This is a genomic window from Streptomyces scopuliridis (assembly GCF_042790125.1).
GTDB classification, from domain to species: Bacteria; Actinomycetota; Actinomycetes; order Streptomycetales; family Streptomycetaceae; genus Streptomyces; species Streptomyces scopuliridis_A.
On the sequence record NZ_JBHTZS010000020.1, the window covers coordinates 26,060 to 43,464 of the forward strand.

General features: G+C 70.2%; 16 protein-coding genes. 4 read left to right on the forward strand and 12 right to left on the reverse strand.

Annotated features, from left to right (window positions below):
• Positions 1 to 62 precede the first annotated feature (62 nt).
• Entirely contained in the window at positions 63 to 1,493 is a 1,431-nt protein-coding gene (gene pyk / locus ACFRKB_RS26275) for a pyruvate kinase (protein ID WP_365975093.1), read from the forward strand.
• Between the two features lie 106 nt (positions 1,494 to 1,599).
• Here the strand turns inward: pyk and ACFRKB_RS26280 are convergent, their stop codons facing one another.
• The 4 genes from ACFRKB_RS26280 to ACFRKB_RS26295 all read right to left on the reverse strand — a co-directional run bounded on the left by ACFRKB_RS26280 (position 1,600) and on the right by ACFRKB_RS26295 (position 5,818).
• A complete protein-coding gene (locus ACFRKB_RS26280; protein WP_383108900.1) occupies positions 1,600 to 2,934 on the reverse strand; it encodes a hypothetical protein in 1,335 nt (444 codons plus the stop codon).
• Positions 2,924 to 3,469, reverse strand: coding sequence for a DUF6114 domain-containing protein (locus ACFRKB_RS26285; RefSeq protein ID WP_383108901.1), 546 nt, complete (start codon positions 3,467 to 3,469; stop codon positions 2,924 to 2,926). Before ACFRKB_RS26285 ends, ACFRKB_RS26280 begins: the two co-directional genes overlap by 11 nt.
• Before the next feature lie 108 nt (positions 3,470 to 3,577).
• Positions 3,578 to 4,216, reverse strand: a complete 639-nt coding sequence (locus ACFRKB_RS26290) for a DUF6230 family protein (protein WP_383108903.1) — start codon at positions 4,214 to 4,216, stop codon at positions 3,578 to 3,580.
• A gap of 618 nt (positions 4,217 to 4,834) precedes the next feature.
• Complete coding sequence (locus ACFRKB_RS26295; RefSeq protein WP_383108904.1) at positions 4,835 to 5,818, reverse strand: tetratricopeptide repeat protein; 984 nt, start codon at positions 5,816 to 5,818, stop codon at positions 4,835 to 4,837.
• A 183-nt stretch (positions 5,819 to 6,001) separates the two neighbouring features.
• Here ACFRKB_RS26295 and ACFRKB_RS26300 point away from each other — a divergent pair, with 183 nt between their 5' ends.
• Complete coding sequence (locus ACFRKB_RS26300) at positions 6,002 to 6,607, forward strand: TetR/AcrR family transcriptional regulator (RefSeq protein ID WP_383108905.1); 606 nt, start codon at positions 6,002 to 6,004, stop codon at positions 6,605 to 6,607.
• A 66-nt stretch (positions 6,608 to 6,673) separates the two neighbouring features.
• On the opposite strand, the gene ACFRKB_RS26305 is transcribed toward ACFRKB_RS26300, so the two are convergent.
• From ACFRKB_RS26305 to ACFRKB_RS26335, 7 genes are all read right to left on the reverse strand, one after another.
• Positions 6,674 to 7,534, reverse strand: coding sequence for an ABC transporter permease (locus ACFRKB_RS26305; protein WP_383108906.1), 861 nt, complete (start codon positions 7,532 to 7,534; stop codon positions 6,674 to 6,676).
• Positions 7,494 to 8,423, reverse strand: coding sequence for an ATP-binding cassette domain-containing protein (locus ACFRKB_RS26310; protein ID WP_383108908.1), 930 nt, complete (start codon positions 8,421 to 8,423; stop codon positions 7,494 to 7,496). Before ACFRKB_RS26310 ends, ACFRKB_RS26305 begins: the two co-directional genes overlap by 41 nt.
• The gene (locus tag ACFRKB_RS26315) at positions 8,420 to 8,938 is read right to left on the reverse strand and encodes a MarR family winged helix-turn-helix transcriptional regulator (protein ID WP_383108909.1); all 519 of its coding nucleotides are present in this window, start codon (positions 8,936 to 8,938) and stop codon (positions 8,420 to 8,422) included. The genes ACFRKB_RS26310 and ACFRKB_RS26315 overlap by 4 nt, the downstream gene beginning before the upstream one ends.
• A 112-nt stretch (positions 8,939 to 9,050) precedes the next feature.
• Positions 9,051 to 10,745 (reverse strand): acyl-CoA mutase large subunit family protein, encoded by a 1,695-nt coding sequence (locus ACFRKB_RS26320; protein WP_383108910.1) that lies wholly within the window; start codon positions 10,743 to 10,745, stop codon positions 9,051 to 9,053.
• Between the two features lie 101 nt (positions 10,746 to 10,846).
• Positions 10,847 to 11,167 (reverse strand): DUF3817 domain-containing protein, encoded by a 321-nt coding sequence (locus tag ACFRKB_RS26325; protein ID WP_365975106.1) that lies wholly within the window; start codon positions 11,165 to 11,167, stop codon positions 10,847 to 10,849.
• A gap of 64 nt (positions 11,168 to 11,231) precedes the next feature.
• Positions 11,232 to 11,744: a MarR family winged helix-turn-helix transcriptional regulator gene (locus ACFRKB_RS26330; RefSeq protein ID WP_383108912.1), complete on the reverse strand. Its 513-nt coding sequence runs from the start codon at positions 11,742 to 11,744 to the stop codon at positions 11,232 to 11,234.
• A gap of 10 nt (positions 11,745 to 11,754) precedes the next feature.
• Positions 11,755 to 13,062 carry an MFS transporter gene (locus ACFRKB_RS26335; protein ID WP_383108913.1) on the reverse strand — a complete coding sequence of 436 codons (1,308 nt, stop codon included), beginning with the start codon at positions 13,060 to 13,062 and terminating at the stop codon, positions 11,755 to 11,757.
• Positions 13,063 to 13,199: 137 nt separating this feature from the next.
• Between ACFRKB_RS26335 and ACFRKB_RS26340 the strand changes: the two genes are divergently transcribed.
• Complete coding sequence (locus ACFRKB_RS26340; RefSeq protein ID WP_383108914.1) at positions 13,200 to 14,198, forward strand: ArsR/SmtB family transcription factor; 999 nt, start codon at positions 13,200 to 13,202, stop codon at positions 14,196 to 14,198.
• 67 nt (positions 14,199 to 14,265) lie between these two features.
• Positions 14,266 to 15,393, forward strand: a complete 1,128-nt coding sequence (locus ACFRKB_RS26345; RefSeq protein ID WP_383108916.1) for a glycoside hydrolase family 6 protein — start codon at positions 14,266 to 14,268, stop codon at positions 15,391 to 15,393.
• Positions 15,394 to 15,425: 32 nt separating this feature from the next.
• Here ACFRKB_RS26345 and glxA read toward each other — a convergent pair whose 3' ends face one another.
• Complete coding sequence (gene glxA / locus ACFRKB_RS26350; protein ID WP_383108917.1) at positions 15,426 to 17,405, reverse strand: radical copper oxidase GlxA; 1,980 nt, start codon at positions 17,403 to 17,405, stop codon at positions 15,426 to 15,428.

Genomic DNA, 17,405 nt, shown 5'->3' on the forward strand with positions numbered 1-17,405 from the left:
CCATTTGTACTTTCCACCAGACGGAATATTCCGCATAGAAACAAACCGATAGGATCCGCCTCATGCGCCGTTCCAAAATCGTCTGCACACTGGGCCCCGCCGTCGACTCGTACGAGCAGCTGAAGTCGCTCATCGAGGCCGGTATGAACGTGGCCCGACTCAACATGAGCCACGGAAGCCACCCGGAGCACCAGGAGCGGTACAACCGCGTGCGGAAGGCGGCCAAGGACACCGGCCGCGCCGTGGGTGTCCTCGTCGACCTCCAGGGCCCCAAGATCCGTCTGGAGACCTTCGCCGAGGGCCCGGTCGAGCTGGTGCGCGGTGACGAGTTCACCATCACCACCGAGGATGTCGCCGGCGACAAGTCCATCTGCGGCACCACCTACAAGGGCCTGCCCGGCGATGTCTCCAAGGGCGACCAGATCCTGATCAATGACGGCAATGTCGAGCTGCGGGTGGTCGAGGTCGACGGCCCGCAGGTCAAGTCCATCGTCATCGAGGGCGGGGTGATCTCCGACCACAAGGGCATCAACCTGCCTGGCGCGGCGGTCAATGTCCCCGCCCTGTCCGAGAAGGACATCGAGGATCTGCGCTTCGGGCTGCGGATGGGCTGCGACATGGTCGCGCTCTCGTTCGTCCGGGACGCGCACGACGTGCTGGACGTGCACAAGATCATGGACGAGGAGGGCCGCCGGGTCCCCGTCATCGCCAAGGTCGAGAAGCCGCAGGCGGTCGCCAACATGGAGGCCGTGGTCGCGGCCTTCGACAGCGTCATGGTGGCGCGCGGTGACCTGGCCGTCGAGTACCCGCTCGAAAAGGTGCCGATGGTGCAGAAGCGGCTGATCGAGCTGTGCCGCCGCAACGCCAAGCCGGTGATCGTGGCGACCCAGATGATGGAGTCGATGATCACCAACTCCCGTCCCACCCGCGCCGAGGCGTCCGATGTCGCGAACGCGATCCTGGACGGCGCGGACGCGGTCATGCTCTCCGCCGAGTCCTCGGTGGGCGCGTACCCGGTCGAGACGGTCAAGACGATGTCGAAGATCGTGGCCGCGGCCGAGGAGGAGCTGCTCTCCAAGGGCCTCCAGCCGCTGGTCCCGGGCAAGAAGCCGCGTACCCAGGGCGGTTCGGTGGCCCGCGCCGCCTGTGAGATCGCGGACTTCCTGGGCGGCAAGGCGCTGGTCGCCTTCACCCAGTCCGGCGACACGGCCCGCCGCCTCTCCCGCTATCGCGCGGCCCAGCCGATCCTGGCCTTCACGACGGACGAGTCGACCCGCAACCAGCTGACCCTGAGCTGGGGCGTGGAGTCCTTCATCGTGCGCTGGGTGAGCAGCACGGACGAGATGGTCGAGCTGGTGGACGAGGAGCTGCTGAAGCTCCAGCGCTACAGCGAGGGCGACGCCATGATCATCACGGCGGGCTCCCCTCCCGGCGTCCCGGGCACCACGAACATGGTCCGTGTGCACCACTTGGGCGGCGGTGGCCGCGACTGACGACACCGTCGCTCCGGCCCCTGAACGACCATGGCCCGCACCGCCCCTCGGATCGAGGGGGATCGGTGCGGGCCACGGTCTTTCCCGCGGCTCCCGGGGATCCGTGTCAGTTCGTGAGGTAGTTCTGGAGGCCGGGGACCGTGAGCGTGCCGCCGAACTGGCCCGCCTGGGTCACCTCGACGTCGGTGAAGAAGGCGAACGGGACGTTCAGCGGGGGCGGGGTCTCCGGGCTGAAGGTGATCGGGATGAGGCCGAAGAGGTTGCCCTTCAGCCGCTCCGTGTACATCGTCACCTCGCCGTTGCGGATCGTGGACGTGGAGCCCTCGCGCGCCTGCACATGGGCCGTCCTGCCCTCGGGGTAGACAACGGTCTGGTGCAGGTCCTTGATGTCCAGCGAGGTGGAGGTGAACTTCAGCACCTTCTTGACCTTGCCGCCACTCGTCCGCACCTCGACGATGCCCTTGTAGTCCAGGCCCCGCAGGGTCAGCAGTGAACTGTGCAGCGTCCACGGGTCGTCGGGCAGGAGCGGGATGCCCTGCTCCTCCTCGGCCGCGGCCAGGGCCTCGGGGTCGGCCGTCGGGCACGGGAAGCGCTCCTTGCCGTCCGCGCCCGCGGGGATGTCGTCGTCCTTACGGGCGTCGAGCCCCTTCGCGTCCTCGTCCAGCTCCTCGACCTGGGCGCCGACCTTGTCCGCCGCCTCCTTGATGGCGTCCTTGGTGCCGTCGACCGCCTCGCCGGCCGTGGAACCGTCCGCCTGGCCGTCCGGCCCGGCACTCTCCCGCCGGGAACTCCCCGGCTCGGACGTCGGTTTCGTGGACGGTTCGGTGTCCGGCTTCTCCGTGGCGGAGGCGCTCGGCGCCGGGCTGCTCGTCGCGTCCTTGTCCGGTACGCCGAGCAGGTCTCCCAGCGCGTCGCCCAGCCCCAGCGGGTCCAGCGGGTTCTTGGACTTCGAGGGGGCCGGAGTCGTCCCCGCCCCGGATGACGTGTCGCCGGGCTCCCTGGAGTCCGCCGTCCCGGAGTCCGGGGAACCGGAGTCCGAGGAACCTGAATCCTCGTCTCCCGGCGCCGAACTCCCGCTCGCCGACGGCCCCGGTGTCCCCGACGCCGACGGTGACGTGTCCGGCTCCGGCGACACCGACTCCGACGCGGACGGCGTGGGAGTGGGCGATTCGGACGCCGACGCGGACGGTTCGTCCGAGCGGGTCACGCACGGCCCCGGGGCGAAGGGGATGTCCTTGCTGTCGTCGGCCAGCGCGAGCCGGGGCGTGAGCCCCATGCCCACGAAGACGGCCGTCGGCATCGCCGCCAGCGCCATCGCCTTGCCCGCGGGTATCTGAAGCTTGGTCAGGAGCGACTTTCTGGGGGCCGCGTGACGCGGCCCTCTTCTCACCCGGGAATCATCGCCTCCGGCCTCGACTCGCTGTGTGCTGTCACCCCGCACTGTTCCTCCCGCCGTTGGCATGGGCAGTCGTATCCGTCACGTTCGGGTCCTCCCCGTCGCGCGGACCGGGGAAGAAGGGGTCACCGTCGCCGTCGGGCTCCGGCGCCTCGTGGGGGGTGTCGGGCTCGGCGGCCTGCCTGACCCACTTGTCCGGTGCCCAGGAGATCGAGAGCGCGCCGCCCAGCATGGCGAGCAGGAAGCCCAGCAGGAAGCCGCCGATGTTGGAGACCGGGATCGATACCAGCGCCAGCAGAATGGCGGCGACACCGGCGAAGACCCGGACGATGCTCTGGAACCACATCGTCAGGCCCAGGGTCACCAGCAGTACGCCGATGATCAGCGAACCCGCGCCGGCCGTGGTGGACATGGCCAGTGTCAGGTTGCCGAGATGGAGCTGGGCGTAGGGGAAATAGGCGATCGGCAGTCCGCCGAGAAGAGTGAACAGGCCCGCCCAGAACGGCCGGGCGCCACGCCAGGCGCGGAACCGAAGCCGCCAGTAGGTGAATCCGCGGGAACCTGTGGACTCGGCGCTCATGGAAAACAGCTCCCTGGAAAGCGGTATGCGGTATTGCGATCAAAGATCAAAGGCAGGGGGACGAGCGGGCCGAACAGTCCGGGGACCGCCCGACCCACCCGGCATGCCCTAGTAGCACTCGTATTTCTTGGGGTCGCCGACCTTGAGCCGCAGACTGAGGTCAGGAAGCTTGAACGTGCCCGCGGTGGTCGCCCACGCGGTCTGCTTCACGTCCCTCAGAATGGCCTCATCGGCCTGCTGGGCGAAGCCGTTCGGGTCCGCCTTCGTCCCCGGCTGGATACCGGGAGACTTGGTGGAGCCGGCCGCCACACCGATGTCGATGTTCTTGAACTCCGCGTCGGCGTCGAGCGATTCGACGTCGAGGTAGAGGTTCTCCGCCCTGATCTTCGTGCCCTTGTTACCGGCGTTGAGCACCAGCGTCACACTGGTGCCGAGCATCGGCAGCGGGGTGACCACGGACTGGCACATGTTCGTGATCTGGGCGGTCTTGAAGCCGGAGACGGCCACCGGGTGTGTGGCCTTGTTCCCCTTGGGGTCCACGCCCTCGGCAACGCCGCCGTACTGCACGAAGTTCTGGCCGACCAGCTTGTCGGCCTTCACCTTGAAACTCTGTCCCGACACGCTGAACGACGCGGCCAGCGCCCCCTGTGCGAGGGCGACACCTATCGCTGCCGTCGCGGCCACGCTCGGCACCATGACGACGGCGAACCGCTTCCATCTGGTCCCGCCACGAACTTGGGACTCCATGAATATCCTCCTTCTCGGACGTACATCTCCGGATCGGGTGGGAGCCCGTCCTGGGATGGGAGAAGTGCTACGTCCTCGGTAAGGAGAGCGCCCGTGCCCGAGGCGCCAACCGCGTCCGGAACCACCGGCGATCACCCCCGAGCGACAACCACTGGCCACGCCTTCGCGCAACCTCTGGACAGGCCCTGCCGGGTAGGCAGGAACCCCCCTGTCCGGGCCGGCGGTCGCTGCCGCCGGTCCGCTCGGTGGGGACCCAGTCCCGACGGCGCGGCTGGCTGCCGTGCTGGTGCGGAATTGGACCGAGCGTCGCCGATCGTGGTGCATTCGCGCCCGGGACACAAGGGGGTTCGTTACTGGCTAGTAACGGCCCGATAACCAGCGGGCGACCCGCCGGTACCGGGCGGCCACACAGGGTGCGACCCAACGGTGCGGCAGAAGCGGCGATTGCCACTCATAGCGGGACAGAACAAGGGGGTCGATTTACTGCGAGTAACAGCAGTCGCTTTTACCAAGTTTTGGTAAAGCGCGACCGCCGTCATCGCTGTGCCGCCAAATCCCCGGGCACACCGTGGAGTCGGCGGCCGGGAAAGCGGCGAATACCTCAACTACCGCAACACGTCAGAAAAGAACCCGTGCCAGAGCCGACCGCGCCGCGGTCACCCTGGGGTCGTCCCCGCCGATCACTTCGAACAGCTCCAGCAGCCGCACCCGCGCCGCCTCCCGGTCGTCCCCGGCCGTCCGGCGCACGGCCTCGACCAGCCGGCCGAAGGCGTCCTCCACATGTCCGCCGACCAGGTCGAGGTCGGCCGCGGCGATCTGCGCCTGGACATCGCCGGGCTTGTCCGCCGCGACCTTGCGTACCCGCGCCTGGTCCATGTCCTGTACGCGCGTGAGCAGTTCGGCCTGCGCGAGGCCGAGCCTGGCCTCCGAGTTGCCGGGGTCGTCGGCCAGTACGTCGCGGTACGCCCGCGAGGCGCCGGCGAAGTCATTGGCGTCCAGCGCGCGTACGGCCGCTTCCAGCTGGGCGTCGTACGGTCCGGCCGGCTCGACGGCCTCCTGTCCGGCGCCGTCCGCCGCGTCCGCCTCCGCGCCGGGGTCGACCGCGATGCCGGTCAGCCCGAAGCGCTCCTCGCCGACCTGGATCAACTGGTCCAGGGTCTGCCGGATCTGGGTCTCGGGGGCCGCGCCCTGGAAGAGCGGCAGCGCCTGTCCCGCCACCACCGCGAAGACCGCGGGGATGCCCTGGATCCCGAACTGCTGCATCAGCATCTGATTGGCGTCGACATCGATCTTGGCGAGGACGAACCGGCCGTTGTACTCGCGCGCCAGCCGCTCGAGTACCGGGCTGAGCTGCTTGCACGGCTCGCACCACTCGGCCCAGAAGTCGATGACGACCGGGACCTCGGTGGAACGCTGGAGGACATCGCGCTCGAAGCCCGCCTCATCGACGTCGATCACCAGGCTGGAGGGGGGTACGGCACCGGTGCCGCCCTGACGGGCCGCCTCGGCGCGGGCCTGCTCCGCCTTCGCCTTGGCCTCACCGGCCGCCTTCACCGCGGCGAGGTCGACGACGCCGCTCATGGACATGTTCCTAGGCTGCATGAGTACATCCTCCCCCCTCCGCGCACACTTCTGAAAAGCGGTACGCGCACCGCCGCGTGACGGGCACGCCGGTCGCCGCTTCCGCTACGACCCGTAGCGTAACTGCCGGGTGGTGCGACAGGGAAGATCCATCCGGTGAACTGACTCACAGCACCCGCGCTACCGGCCGGTATGGTCGCCGTCATGTGCAGTCGAAAGGGGCGCCCCCGCAGCGCCGAGGCCGACTCCGCCATCCTGGAGGCGACCCGGGCCGCGCTGGGTGAGCTGGGCTGGTCCAAGCTGACGATGGGCGAGGTGGCGACCCGGGCGGGCGTCGCCAAGACCACGCTCTACCGGCGGTGGACGGCCAAGAGCGAGCTGGTCGTGGACGCGGTCGCGGTCCTCTTCGACGAGCTGGAACTGCCGGACCGGGGCAGCCTGGCGGCCGATGTCGAGGGCGTGGTGGTCCAGTTCGCGGCGCTGCTGGAACGGCCCGAGACCAAGACGGCCCTGATGGCGGTGGTCGCGGAGGCCACCCGGGACGAGGCGCTGCGGGCCCGTATCCGCGCCTCGATCGTGGACCGCCAGAAACGGCTGGTGCTGCTGGGCCGCGAGCGCGCGGAGAGCCGCGGTGAACTCCCCCGCGAGCCGGACACCGCGAAGGCGGCCCGTACCGCGGATCTGATCTTCGACGTCATCGCCGGTGCGGTGGTGCACCGCACCCTGGTCAGCGCGGAGCCGGTCGACGAGGAGTGGGCGCGTACGTTCACGGCCCTGCTGCTCGGCGGTCTGACCGCCGTACGGAGCTGACCGCCGTACGGAGCCGACCGCCGTACGGCGCCGGGGTCCGGTCGACGTACGGCGACGCGTGCCGCGTCACCGCGCCAGCCGTCCCAGCAGCGACGAGGCCGCCGCGATCCCCAGCACCGCCGCCACCAGCAGCACCCCGAAGTCGAGCGGCAGATGGGACGGCGTACCGAGCAACAGCCCGCGCAGCGCGTCGACTTGGTAGCTCAGCGGATTGATCTTGCTGACCACCTGGAGCCAGCCGGGCATGATCGCCACCGGATACAGGGCGTTCGAGGCGAAGAAGAGCGGCATGGTGATGGCCTGGCCGATCCCCATCAGCCGGTCGCGCGTCAGCACGATCCCCGCGATCGTCATCGACAGACAGGAGAAGAACGCCGAGCCGAGGACCACCACGACGGCCACCCCCAGCAGCCGCAGCGGGTTCCAGGTCAGACCGACGCCCAGGGCTGCCGCGATGACGATCACCACCACCGCCTGGATCAGCGCCTTCACCCCGGAGGCGAACGCCTTGCCGCTGATGAGCGCGGCTCTCGGGGTCGGGGTGACCAGCAGTTTGGTCAGAATGCCGGCGTCACGTTCCCAGATGATCATGATGCCGTAGAAGATCGCGATGAACATCGCGGACTGCGCGATGATGCCGGGCGCGAGGAAGTCGATATACGGAATGCCGCCGGTGGGGATGGCCTTGATCCGGGTGAAGGTCTCACCGAAGATCAGCAGCCAGAGCGCGGGCTGAACGGCCCGTGTGTACAGCTCGGTCCGGTCGTGGCGCAGCTTCTGCAGCTCGACCACGCACATCGCGACGACCCTGGCGGGCAGCACACGCCAGCCGGTACGGGCGCGGGGCGGCTGGAGCAGCAGTTCCAGCCGGGCGGGGCCGGTCCCCTCAGCCGACGCGGGACGCGGTGCGGCGGGTGCTCCTGACATCGCGGAAGTCGCCTCCCTCTTCGTCGAGACCGCTGCCTGCGACGTCCCTGAAGACGTCCTCCAGCGTCGGCAGCGCGCCCTTCTCCCCCGAATCCGCCCGGCGCTCGCCCAGTTCGGCCCTCAGCTCACCGGGGGTACCGAGCGCGTGAATCCGCCCGTGATGCATCAGCGCGACGCGGTCGCAGTACTGATCGGCCTCGTCCATGTAGTGCGTGGTCACCAGCACGGTCATGCCCGTGGCCTGCCGTACGGCGTTGATGTGCTCCCAGACGCTGGTACGGGCGATCGGGTCGAGGCCGATCGTCGGCTCGTCGAGCATGAGCAGTCGCGGCGCGCTGACCAGCGCCTGGGCGAGTTCGAGCCGGCGGATCATGCCGCCGGAGTATGTCTTGGCCATCCGGTCGGCCGCGCCGGTCAGATCGACGGCCGCCAGCGCCTGCGCGACACGTTCGGAGCGTTCGCGGCGCGGGACGTCGAAGACGCGGGCGAACAGCGTCACGTTCTCGCGGCCCGTCAGCGCGGCGTCGGCGGACAGTTGCTGGGGTACGTAGCCCAGCAGGCGGCGTACCGCCATCTTCTCCCTCGCCGCGTCGTGCCCGAACACCCGCACCATGCCCGCCGGTACGGGCAGCAGGGTGGTGATGCAGCGGATCGCGGTGGTCTTGCCCGCGCCGTTCGGACCGAGCAGCCCGAAGACCTCGCCCGCGCCGACCGCGAGATCGACGTCCTGCACGGCCTTGGTCTCGCCGAACGCGTAGTCCAGTCCGCGGCAGCTGACGGCGTCGGGCCCGGCGGGGTCCACCGGGCCGGCGCCGTCCGGCCGGGCGCCGTCCGGGCCGGTAAACGGTGCGCCGGTGAACGGTGTGTCGGTGAACGGTGTGTCGGTCATGGTCCCTCCACTCTCTGTCCCCCCACTCGCTCGCCCCCCGCTCCGTCACCCCCCGCTCCTCGCGGTTCGGTGATCCCCTCGTGCAGGTTCCCGGCGAGCCTGCGCAGCGCCGGAAGGGCCGCCGCCAGCGCCGCGCGGTCCTCGTCCGACAGCCGGTCCACCTGCTCACGCATGAGCGCGCGCCGACGGGCCTCCCATTCGCTCAGCCGCGCCCCTGCCTCCAGCGTGGGCAGCAGCCGCGCCGAGCGCCGGTCGTCCGGATCGGTCTCACGGAGGAGATAACCGGCCCGGCTGAGCTGATTGACCAGGGTCGAGACCGAGTTGCCGGCGAGATACAGCTCCTTGGCGGCGTCCGACACCCGGATCCCCGGACGCGCCGCGACCAGCCGTAGCAGCTCGATCTGCGCGCCGCGCAGCGGCGGCGCGGGGAAGCCCTCGCGCAGCCGCCGCCGGATCATCCGCTGGACGCCCGCGAGGACGACGGCGAGCGAGTCGGGGAACTCCTGCGTGGCCATGCCCCCATTTTAGCTCTCACTCAGAGGTATTCACGAACAGGCGGATACGCGGAGGGAAGGGCGAACGGCCGCCCCCTCACCGGGGACGGCCGTCGGTCCTGCGCGGAAATGACTAGAAGCCGGGCGGCTCCGTGTACGTCCCCCACTCGTCGCGCAGCGCGCCACAGATCTCGCCGAGCGTCGCCTCGGCCCGTACCGCCTCCAGCATCGGCGCGATCATGTTCGAGCCGTCGCGTGCGGCGCTCAGCATGGCCTCCAGCGCCGTACGGACCCGGGCGTCGTCCCGGGCGCTCCTGCGCTCGGCGAGGACCTGGACCTGGTCGCGCTCGACCTCATGGCTGACCCGCAGGATCTCCAGATCGCCGGTGACCGAGCCATGGTGCGCGTTGACGCCGACGACCCGCTTGTCGCCCTTCTCCAGCGACCGCTGGTAGCGGAACGCGGACTCGGCGATCTCGCCGGTGAACCAGCCGTCCTCGATGCCGCGCAGAATGCCGGAGGTGACGGGCCCGATCGGGTGCTGCCCGTCCGGGTGGGCCCGCAGACCGCGCTCCTTGATCTGCTCGAAGATCTTCTCGGCGTCGGCCTCGATCCGGTCGGTCAGCTGCTCGATGAACCAGGAGCCGCCGAGCGGGTCGGCCACATTGGCGACGCCCGTCTCCTCCATCAGCACCTGCTGGGTACGGAGCGCGATCTCGGCGGCCTGCTCGCTCGGCAGGGCGAGGGTCTCGTCCAGCGCGTTCGTGTGCAGGGAGTTCGTACCGCCGAGGACGGCCGCCAGCGCCTCCACCGCCGTCCGTACGACGTTGTTGTACGGCTGCTGCGCGGTGAGCGAGACGCCCGCCGTCTGGGTGTGGAAGCGCAGCCACTGCGCCTTGTCGGTCCGCGCTCCGTACACCTCCTTCATCCAGCGCGCCCAGATCCGGCGGGCCGCGCGGAACTTGGCGATCTCCTCGAAGAAGTCGAGATGGGCGTCGAAGAAGAAGGAGAGACCGGGCGCGAAGACGTCCACGTCCAGCCCCCGGCTCAGCCCCAGCTCCACATAGCCGAAGCCGTCAGCGAGGGTGTACGCGAGCTCCTGCGCGGCCGTCGCCCCGGCCTCGCGGATGTGGTAGCCGGAGACCGAGAGCGGCTTGTACGCGGGGATGGAGGTGGCGCAGTGCTCCATCAGATCGCCGATCAGACGCAGATGCGGCTCGGGCTGGAAGAGCCACTCCTTCTGCGCGATGTACTCCTTGAAGATGTCGGTCTGGAGCGTGCCGTTGAGGACGGCCGGATCGACGCCCTGGCGCTCGGCCGCGACCAGATACATGCAGAAGACCGGGACCGCGGGGCCGCTGATGGTCATGGAGGTGGTGACATCCCCGAGCGGGATGTCACCGAAGAGGATCTCCATGTCGGCGGCGGAGTCGATGGCGACCCCGCAGTGGCCGACCTCGCCGAGCGAGCGCGGGTCGTCGGAGTCGCGGCCCATGAGTGTCGGCATGTCGAAGGCGACGGAGAGCCCGCCGCCGCCGTTGGCCAGGATCGTCTTGTAGCGCTCATTGGTCTGCTGGGCGTTGCCGAATCCGGCGAACTGGCGGATGGTCCAGGTCCGGCCGCGGTACCCGGTGGGGTACAGCCCCCGGGTGAAGGGGTACTCCCCCGGCCAGCCGATCCGCTCGAACCCCTCATAGGTGTCCCCGGGCCGGGGCCCGTAGACCGGCTCCACCGGATCACCGGAGAGCGTGCTGAAGTCCGCGTCGCGCTTGCGGGCCTTGTCGTAGCGGGCCTGCCAGCGCAGGCGGCCCTCCTCCATGGCGTCCATGCCTTCAAATTTACTAGGACGTCCAAGTAAATGTCGATGCCAATCCGCCCACACCTCGTGCGGGCGGGGCTCCGGGGCGGGAGCAGGCGACCGGACGGGGCCTAGGCGGTGGCGGGCTCGCGGTCCGTGACCAGCGTCCGGGCCTCGCGGGTGATCTTCGGTTCGACGAAGAACGACGCGACCGGGATACAGCCCGCGGCCAGCACCCACAGCAGCTTGCCGAAGGGCCACTTCGCCTTGGTGCCCAGGTCGAAGGCGAAGATGACGTACACGATGAACAGCACACCGTGGATCTGGGAGATCAGCATCGTGTCGCCGGTGTCGAATCCGTACTTCAGGATGATCGCCACGGTGAAGACCAGCAGCCATACGGCGGTGACGTACGCCATCACCCGGTAGCGGGACAGCACGCTTTGTTTCATGGCACCGAGCGTATCCCGGGCCCTTTCTGCGCCTGCGGGGAGCCCATGCACTCACCGCCGGCGCTCAGCCCGCGTCGTCGAAGTCCCTGGCCGCCACCCGCAGCGGGCGGAGCATCGCGAAGATCTCGGCGCACTCCTCGGCGTCGTACGCCCCGAGCCCGAAGTCCATCTCCACCAGATCGCGGGTGGCCGCCTCCACCACCTCACGGCCCTTGTCCGTGATGGACGCGAGCGTGCCGCGGCCGTCGTTCGGATTGGGCCGCTTGTCGACCAGACCGGATCTCACCAGCCGGTCCACGGTGTTGGTGACCGATGTCGGGTGGACCATCAGCCGCTCGCCGATCTTGGACATCGGCAGCTCGCCCGCCTTGGAGAAGGTGAGCAGCACCAGCGCCTCGTACCGGGCGAACGTCAGCCCGTACGGCTTGACCACCGCGTCCACGCCGGCCAGCAGGATCTGCTGCGCCCGCATGATCGAGGTGATCGCCGCCATGGCCGGCGTGGGCCCCCAGCGCTGCTGCCAGAGCTCGTCGGCGCGGGCGATGGGATCGAAGGGAAGGCTGAGCGGTTTCGGCACGGCTCCGACCCTACCCAGAGGCCACTTGCCGGACTGCCCCGTCTCGCACTTCGGTCGTACCGTCCGGTTCCGTCGCCCGTCCCCGCGGTCCGTGCGGCCCGGTGCGGTGGACCTCCCGTACCAGGACGAGACAGCAGAGCGTGCCGATCGCCCCCGCCCCGGCGACGACCTGATGTACGGGCAGGAACTCGGCGGCCAGTCCCGCGCCGGCCATGCCGAGCCCCTGGATCGTCATCAGACCGGCCGTGAGCAGCGTCATCGCCCGGCCTCGCAGCTCCTCGGGGACGGCCGCGACGAACCACTGGTCGAGGCCGATGACGTACGCGGCCCCCGCCCCGGCGAGGACGAGCGCGGCCAGCGCCCAGCCGAGGCCGGGCCCGGCCCCGTACACCAGCAGGGGTAGCAGGCCGACGGCGGCGACCGGCAGGACGACGCGGGAGCGGGCGCGCGGGGAGAGCGCCGTACCGGCGTACAGCTCCGCCACGATGTGCCCCACGGGCATCGCGCACATCAGCAGCCCCAGCGCGGCGGGGCCGAGGCCGAGGGAGTCGGCGTACGGGGCGGCCAGGGCCTCGGGCGCGACGACGAACATCGCGGGCACCCAGAAGAGCAGCAGCAGCGCCCGCGTACGCCGGTCGCCGAGCAGCAGCCGGGCCCCGCCGAGCGAATCCCTCAGCAGCGCGCCGCTCCGCCCGGTCTCCCGTCCGGCGACGCGGGCGGGCCGGTCACGGGTCCCGAAGCGCAGCAGCGCGGCCGAGCAGAGGAACGTACCGACGGTGACGCAGATCGCGCCCCGCGCGGGGACGACGGCGAGCAGCACCCCGCCCACCCCGAATCCGGCGAGCTGCGCGCTCTGCGAGACGATGCGCAGCAGGGAGCGGCCGAGTACGTACAGATCGCCCTCGCCGAGGATGTCGGTCAGCGCGGCCATCCTGGTCCCGGTGAAGACGGGCGCGATCGCGGCGACGACGCAGCGCAGGGCCAGCAGTCCGGCGATCGGCGTGCCGGGCAGCACCATCACCCCGACGCACACGGCGCAGAGCAGATCGCAGACCACCAGCACCCGCCGGGCGGGGTAGCGGTCGGCGACCCCGGCGAGGAGGGTCCCGCCGACGAGGTACGGGAGCAGGCCGAGCGCGAAGGTGAGGGCGCTGAGCAGCGGGGAGCCGGTGAGGTCGTAGACGAGGAAGGTCAGCGCGATCTCGCTGACGACCACGCCGAGCAGTGACAGGAGGTGCGCGGCGAAGACGAACCGGAACTCGCGGACGGCGAAGACGGCGCCGTACCCCCGGGAACCCCGGGAAGCGTTCTTGGGCATGGAGGCAGACTGACGGGGTTAGTGTGCCGGAGACAGACATTCGGATCAGTCCGAATCTCCGGCCGTGAAGTCCCGGAAATCCTGGGAATGCCGGAAATCCACCGCCGGGTCTTCGGTACAGGGGGGCCGCCCGCGTCATGCCGTTCCAGCTCCACTTCGACGAGAGTGATCTGCTCCGCTGCCGGTTCGCCGTCTCGCCGCTCTGGGAGACGCAGGAGGCGGTACGCACCCTCGCGCGCCCCGAGCGGCATGGCTACCACCTGCCGTGGCTGCGCGGGATCCGGACCGCGAGAGCGGCGATCGACCTCGCGCCGTTGCATCTCCTGATGCCCGAGCGCGGGCACAACCCGGACTTCCTCAGCCGCCCGCCGTCGGTCCCCCTCCCCACCTTCGAGGAGGAGATCGCGGCTGTACGCGCCACCGACCCGGAGCTGGTCAGGACCGACATCACGCTGGCGCTCGCCGACACCCCGGGCGCCGCGGCGAGCCCCGAGGGCCGGGCGATGGCGGCGGATCCGGCCCGTGCCCTGCGGAAGCTGGCCGGGCTGCTGGAGCGGGTGTGGCACGAGCTGGTCGAGCCCGACTGGCCCCGGCTGCGCACCCTGCTGGAGGCCGATGTGGCGTACCACTCGCGGCGGTTGGCGGAGAACGGACTGCAAGGGCTGCTGGGCGAGCTGAGTCCGCAGCTCGGCTGGACGGACGCGGCCACGCTGACGATCACGGGGACGAACGGCAGCCATACGCGGGTCCTCGGCGGCGAGGGGCTGGTCCTGATGCCGAGCGTGTTCTGCTGGCCGAACGTCGTCAGCGGTTATCTGCCGCCGTGGCAGCCGGCCGTCATCTATCCGGTGCGTGGCATCGGCGGCCTGTGGACACGGCCCTCGGACCGTACGCCCGACGCGCTGGCCCGGCTGCTGGGCCGGGCGCGGGCGGACGTGCTGTGCGCGCTGGACGAGCCGGCCGGGACGACGGCGCTCGCGCGACTGCTCGGCCTGGCCCCGTCCTCCGTGTCGGCGCACCTGTCGGCGCTGCGCGGGGCGGGGCTGCTGACGTCGCGGCGGTACGGACACCAGGTGCTGTACGAGCGGACGCCGCTCGGTATCGCGCTGTCGGTGTCGCAGAGTGCCACTGCTTGAACATTATGTAACGATATGCCGGTCTTGCCATTCCCATCGTCGCCCAGTCGTCTTCCGAGGGGCCTGGATGTCCGGCCGCAGACCACACCGCCCGCACGCGCCGCACCGCTGCCCGCACGCGCCGCACCGCTGCCCGCACGCGCCGCGCCGCCGCCCCTGCCCGCTCGCCTCCGCCGCCCTCGCGGCGGTGCTCGCGCTGACGGCCGCCGGCTGCTCCGCCGAGTCCCGCCAGGACTCCGTCGAGCGGACCGAACGGGCCGGCCGTACCGGCCCCTCCGCGCTCCGGGGCGAAGCCGACCCCACCGCGTCCTCGCCCTTCTGGATCGATCCCGAGAGCGACGCGGCCCGTCAGGTCACGGAGTGGGAGAAGCAGGGGCGTACGGACGACGCGAAGGCTCTGCGGCGGATCTCCGAGCGCGCGGTGGCCGACTGGCCGGCCGGTGACAATCCCGAGCCCGGGATCCGGCGGGCGGTACGCGGTGCGCAGGCCGCCAAGCGCACGGCCGTCTTCGTCGCGTACAACATCCCCCACCGCGACTGCGGGCTCTACTCCGCGGGCGGCGCCCATGACGCGCAGTCCTACCGCGACTGGATCGGCTCCTTCGCCGCCGCCCTCGGGAACGCCGAGGCCATCGTGATCCTGGAGCCGGACGCCATTCCGCATCTGACGGACGGCTGCACCCCCGCGGAGCACCACGACGAGCGGTACGAGCTGCTCGCCCACGCCATCAGCAGGCTCAAGCAGCAGCCGCGCACCCGCGTCTATCTGGACGCCGGCAACCCGGACTGGATTGCCGACCCCGCCAAGCTCACCGAGCCGCTGCGGCGGGCCGGGATCGCCTCGGCCGACGGCTTCTCGCTCAATGTGTCCAACTTCCAGACGAACGACGCGGTCAAGGCGTACGGCACCCGGCTCTCCGGACTGCTCGGCGATGTCCACTTCACCATCGACACCAGCAGGAACGGCGCCGGCCCGCTGCGGGGCGACCGGGACGAGGCGTGGTGCAACCCGCCGGGCCGGGCGCTCGGCTCGCCGCCCACCACCAACACCGGCAACGAGCTGCTGGACGCCTATCTCTGGATCAAGCGCCCCGGCGACTCGGACGGCCCCTGCCGCGGCGGCCCGGCGGCCGGCACCTGGTGGCCCGACTACGCGCTGGGCCTCGCCCGCAGAAGCAAGGACGCGATCGCGTAGTCCGGTACGTCCGAGGCGGACGCGTCCCGGGCTCACTCCACGCGGATCCACTTCGCCTCGGAGGGGACACCCGCGGCGTCGGCGACGAAGAGCATGTACCAGCCGGGCGGTACCAGCGCCCGGTCCTTCGGCACCTCGACCGTCACGGCGTCCTTGGTCTTCGTGAGGTCCAGCTCGATCGAGCGCTGCTCGACATCCGTCGTGTGGGTCACGGCGCTCGGCCGCATCAGCCGTGCCTTCGCGATCCGGTCGGGACGGGCGGCGCGGAAGGTGGCCCGGCCGTTCCGGTCGACCTCCTGCGGTCCCTTCCCCAGCGCCGGCCGGTTCTCGCCGGCCCCGTCACCCTGGAGATAGGGCGGCGTGTAGATCTCCACACGCTGTTCGAAGGTCCCGAGTCTGGTGTTGTCGGCGTCGCGGAAGAGCGGGTCCGAGCCGAAGGTGACCACCCGGCCGTCGGGCAGCAGCAGCGCCTCCGAGTGGTAGTTGCGCCCCACGGTCGGGTCGGCGGCCGGCCGGAACGTATTGGTCCTCGGCTCGTAGAACTGCGCCTTGAGGATGTCGCTGGCGCTGCGCCCCCGGTAGTCGGAGGAGCCGCCGGTGGTGAACACCGTGTCGTCCGGGAGCAGCACACTGCTCAGATAGCGGGTGCCCTGCGGCAGCCTGGGCCCTTCCCGGAAGACCGGGCTGTCCTGTGTGAGGTCGACGATCGCCGTACGGCTGGTGGCCTTCGAGGACTCACCGACGCCCCCGCCGCCGAGCACCATCACCCGCTGGTCCTGGGCCGGCGGCAGCATCAGGGAGGCCGAGGTCTCCGTCTGGTCCTGATCGGTGAGCCCGCCGACCTCGGTGAAGGTGTTCTTGGTGAGGTCCCAGAGACCCGGCTGCCGGCCCTTCTCGGCGGGCCCGTACCCCGCGTTGGAGCCCGAGTAGAAGAGCTTGCCACCCTTGGTGAGGAAGAGCGCGGGATACGTCGGGAAGTAGCGAGTGGGGCCCTTGGACCACTCCTTGGTCTCCGGGTCGTAGAGCTCGTTGTCCCCGGTGAGTACGGCGCCGACGTCGTCGAGGCCGGAGACGGCGAGCACCTTCCCGTCGTCGAGGGTCACCAGCGTGGGGTACCAGCGGGCTTCCTTCATCGGGTTCACCGGGATGTACTTCTCGGCCCTGGGGTCGAACTCGTAGGCGGATCTGATGCCCTGGAAGTCCTGCTTCTCCGTGGTGAGTTTCTGTGCGAGGCCATAGAGGTTGTCCGCGTCCTTGCCCGTGAGCCCGACGATCTCGTACTGCGCGGCCTGGGTGGTCAGCCCGCGCGGGCCCTTCTCGGCCGCCTCCACGAAGACCCGGGCCTCGCCGGCCGTCACCTTCGTACGCCAGGGCAGCATCCGGCCGCCCTTCCCGTATCCGACCTTGAGCTCCTTCTTCGCCCTGGGCACGGTGACATCGAACTTGCTGATGAACTCGACGCCCGAGGGGGAGCGGAAGCGGGTGCCCTTCTTGAAGGTGTGGGCCCGGTCCGGGTTCTCGTTCTTGACCCGCATCCGGCCGCCGGCCCGCTCCACCTCGCCGTCGAGGACCTCGTAGCGCGCCGTGCCGCCCGCCACCAGGAGCCGCCCGTCGGCGAGCTGGGAGTGACCCGAGCAGAAGAAGTCCTCCGGGGTGGGGATCTTCTTGAAGGAGTTGTCGGCCGGGTTCCAGAGGATCGTGTCGAACGACCCCTCGTCGAACTTCTTCTGGTTGTTGCCGGAGCCCGCGATGATCAGCACCTTGCCGGTGTGCAGCAGGGCCGCGTGGATCGCGTTCGTACGGAACTCCTTCGGGACGTCGAGGATCTCCCAGGAGCCGTACTGCCGTTTGTAGCCCGGCTGCGCGATCTTGTACGCGTGGTACCTCTCCTCGGCGAAGGTGAAGGCCGCGGGGGCGTTGAGGGCGGCCAGTACCAGCAGCGCCCCGCCGCCGAGCAGTGTCCTCTTGAATTTCTCCGACGGCCTGTGGCGCGGCCGGTACCGCTGGGGCAT

Bases quoted from the DNA above. Each gene is read 5' to 3' on its own strand.
- pyk (WP_365975093.1), top strand. From the start codon at position 63: ATGCGCCGTTCCAAAATCGTCTGCACACTGGGCCCCGCCGTCGACTCG.
- ACFRKB_RS26340 (WP_383108914.1), top strand. From the start codon at position 13,200: ATGCCGTTCCAGCTCCACTTCGACGAGAGTGATCTGCTCCGCTGCCGG.
- ACFRKB_RS26315 (WP_383108909.1), bottom strand. From the start codon at position 8,938: ATGGCCACGCAGGAGTTCCCCGACTCGCTCGCCGTCGTCCTCGCGGGC.
- ACFRKB_RS26345 (WP_383108916.1), top strand. From the start codon at position 14,266: ATGTCCGGCCGCAGACCACACCGCCCGCACGCGCCGCACCGCTGCCCG.
- ACFRKB_RS26310 (WP_383108908.1), bottom strand. From the start codon at position 8,423: ATGACCGACACACCGTTCACCGACACACCGTTCACCGGCGCACCGTTT.
- ACFRKB_RS26335 (WP_383108913.1), bottom strand. From the start codon at position 13,062: ATGCCCAAGAACGCTTCCCGGGGTTCCCGGGGGTACGGCGCCGTCTTC.
- ACFRKB_RS26295 (WP_383108904.1), bottom strand. From the start codon at position 5,818: ATGCAGCCTAGGAACATGTCCATGAGCGGCGTCGTCGACCTCGCCGCG.
- ACFRKB_RS26300 (WP_383108905.1), top strand. From the start codon at position 6,002: ATGTGCAGTCGAAAGGGGCGCCCCCGCAGCGCCGAGGCCGACTCCGCC.
- ACFRKB_RS26285 (WP_383108901.1), bottom strand. From the start codon at position 3,469: ATGAGCGCCGAGTCCACAGGTTCCCGCGGATTCACCTACTGGCGGCTT.
- ACFRKB_RS26320 (WP_383108910.1), bottom strand. From the start codon at position 10,745: ATGGACGCCATGGAGGAGGGCCGCCTGCGCTGGCAGGCCCGCTACGAC.
- glxA (WP_383108917.1), bottom strand. From the start codon at position 17,405: ATGCCCCAGCGGTACCGGCCGCGCCACAGGCCGTCGGAGAAATTCAAG.
- ACFRKB_RS26305 (WP_383108906.1), bottom strand. From the start codon at position 7,534: ATGTCAGGAGCACCCGCCGCACCGCGTCCCGCGTCGGCTGAGGGGACC.
- ACFRKB_RS26290 (WP_383108903.1), bottom strand. From the start codon at position 4,216: ATGGAGTCCCAAGTTCGTGGCGGGACCAGATGGAAGCGGTTCGCCGTC.
- ACFRKB_RS26325 (WP_365975106.1), bottom strand. From the start codon at position 11,167: ATGAAACAAAGCGTGCTGTCCCGCTACCGGGTGATGGCGTACGTCACC.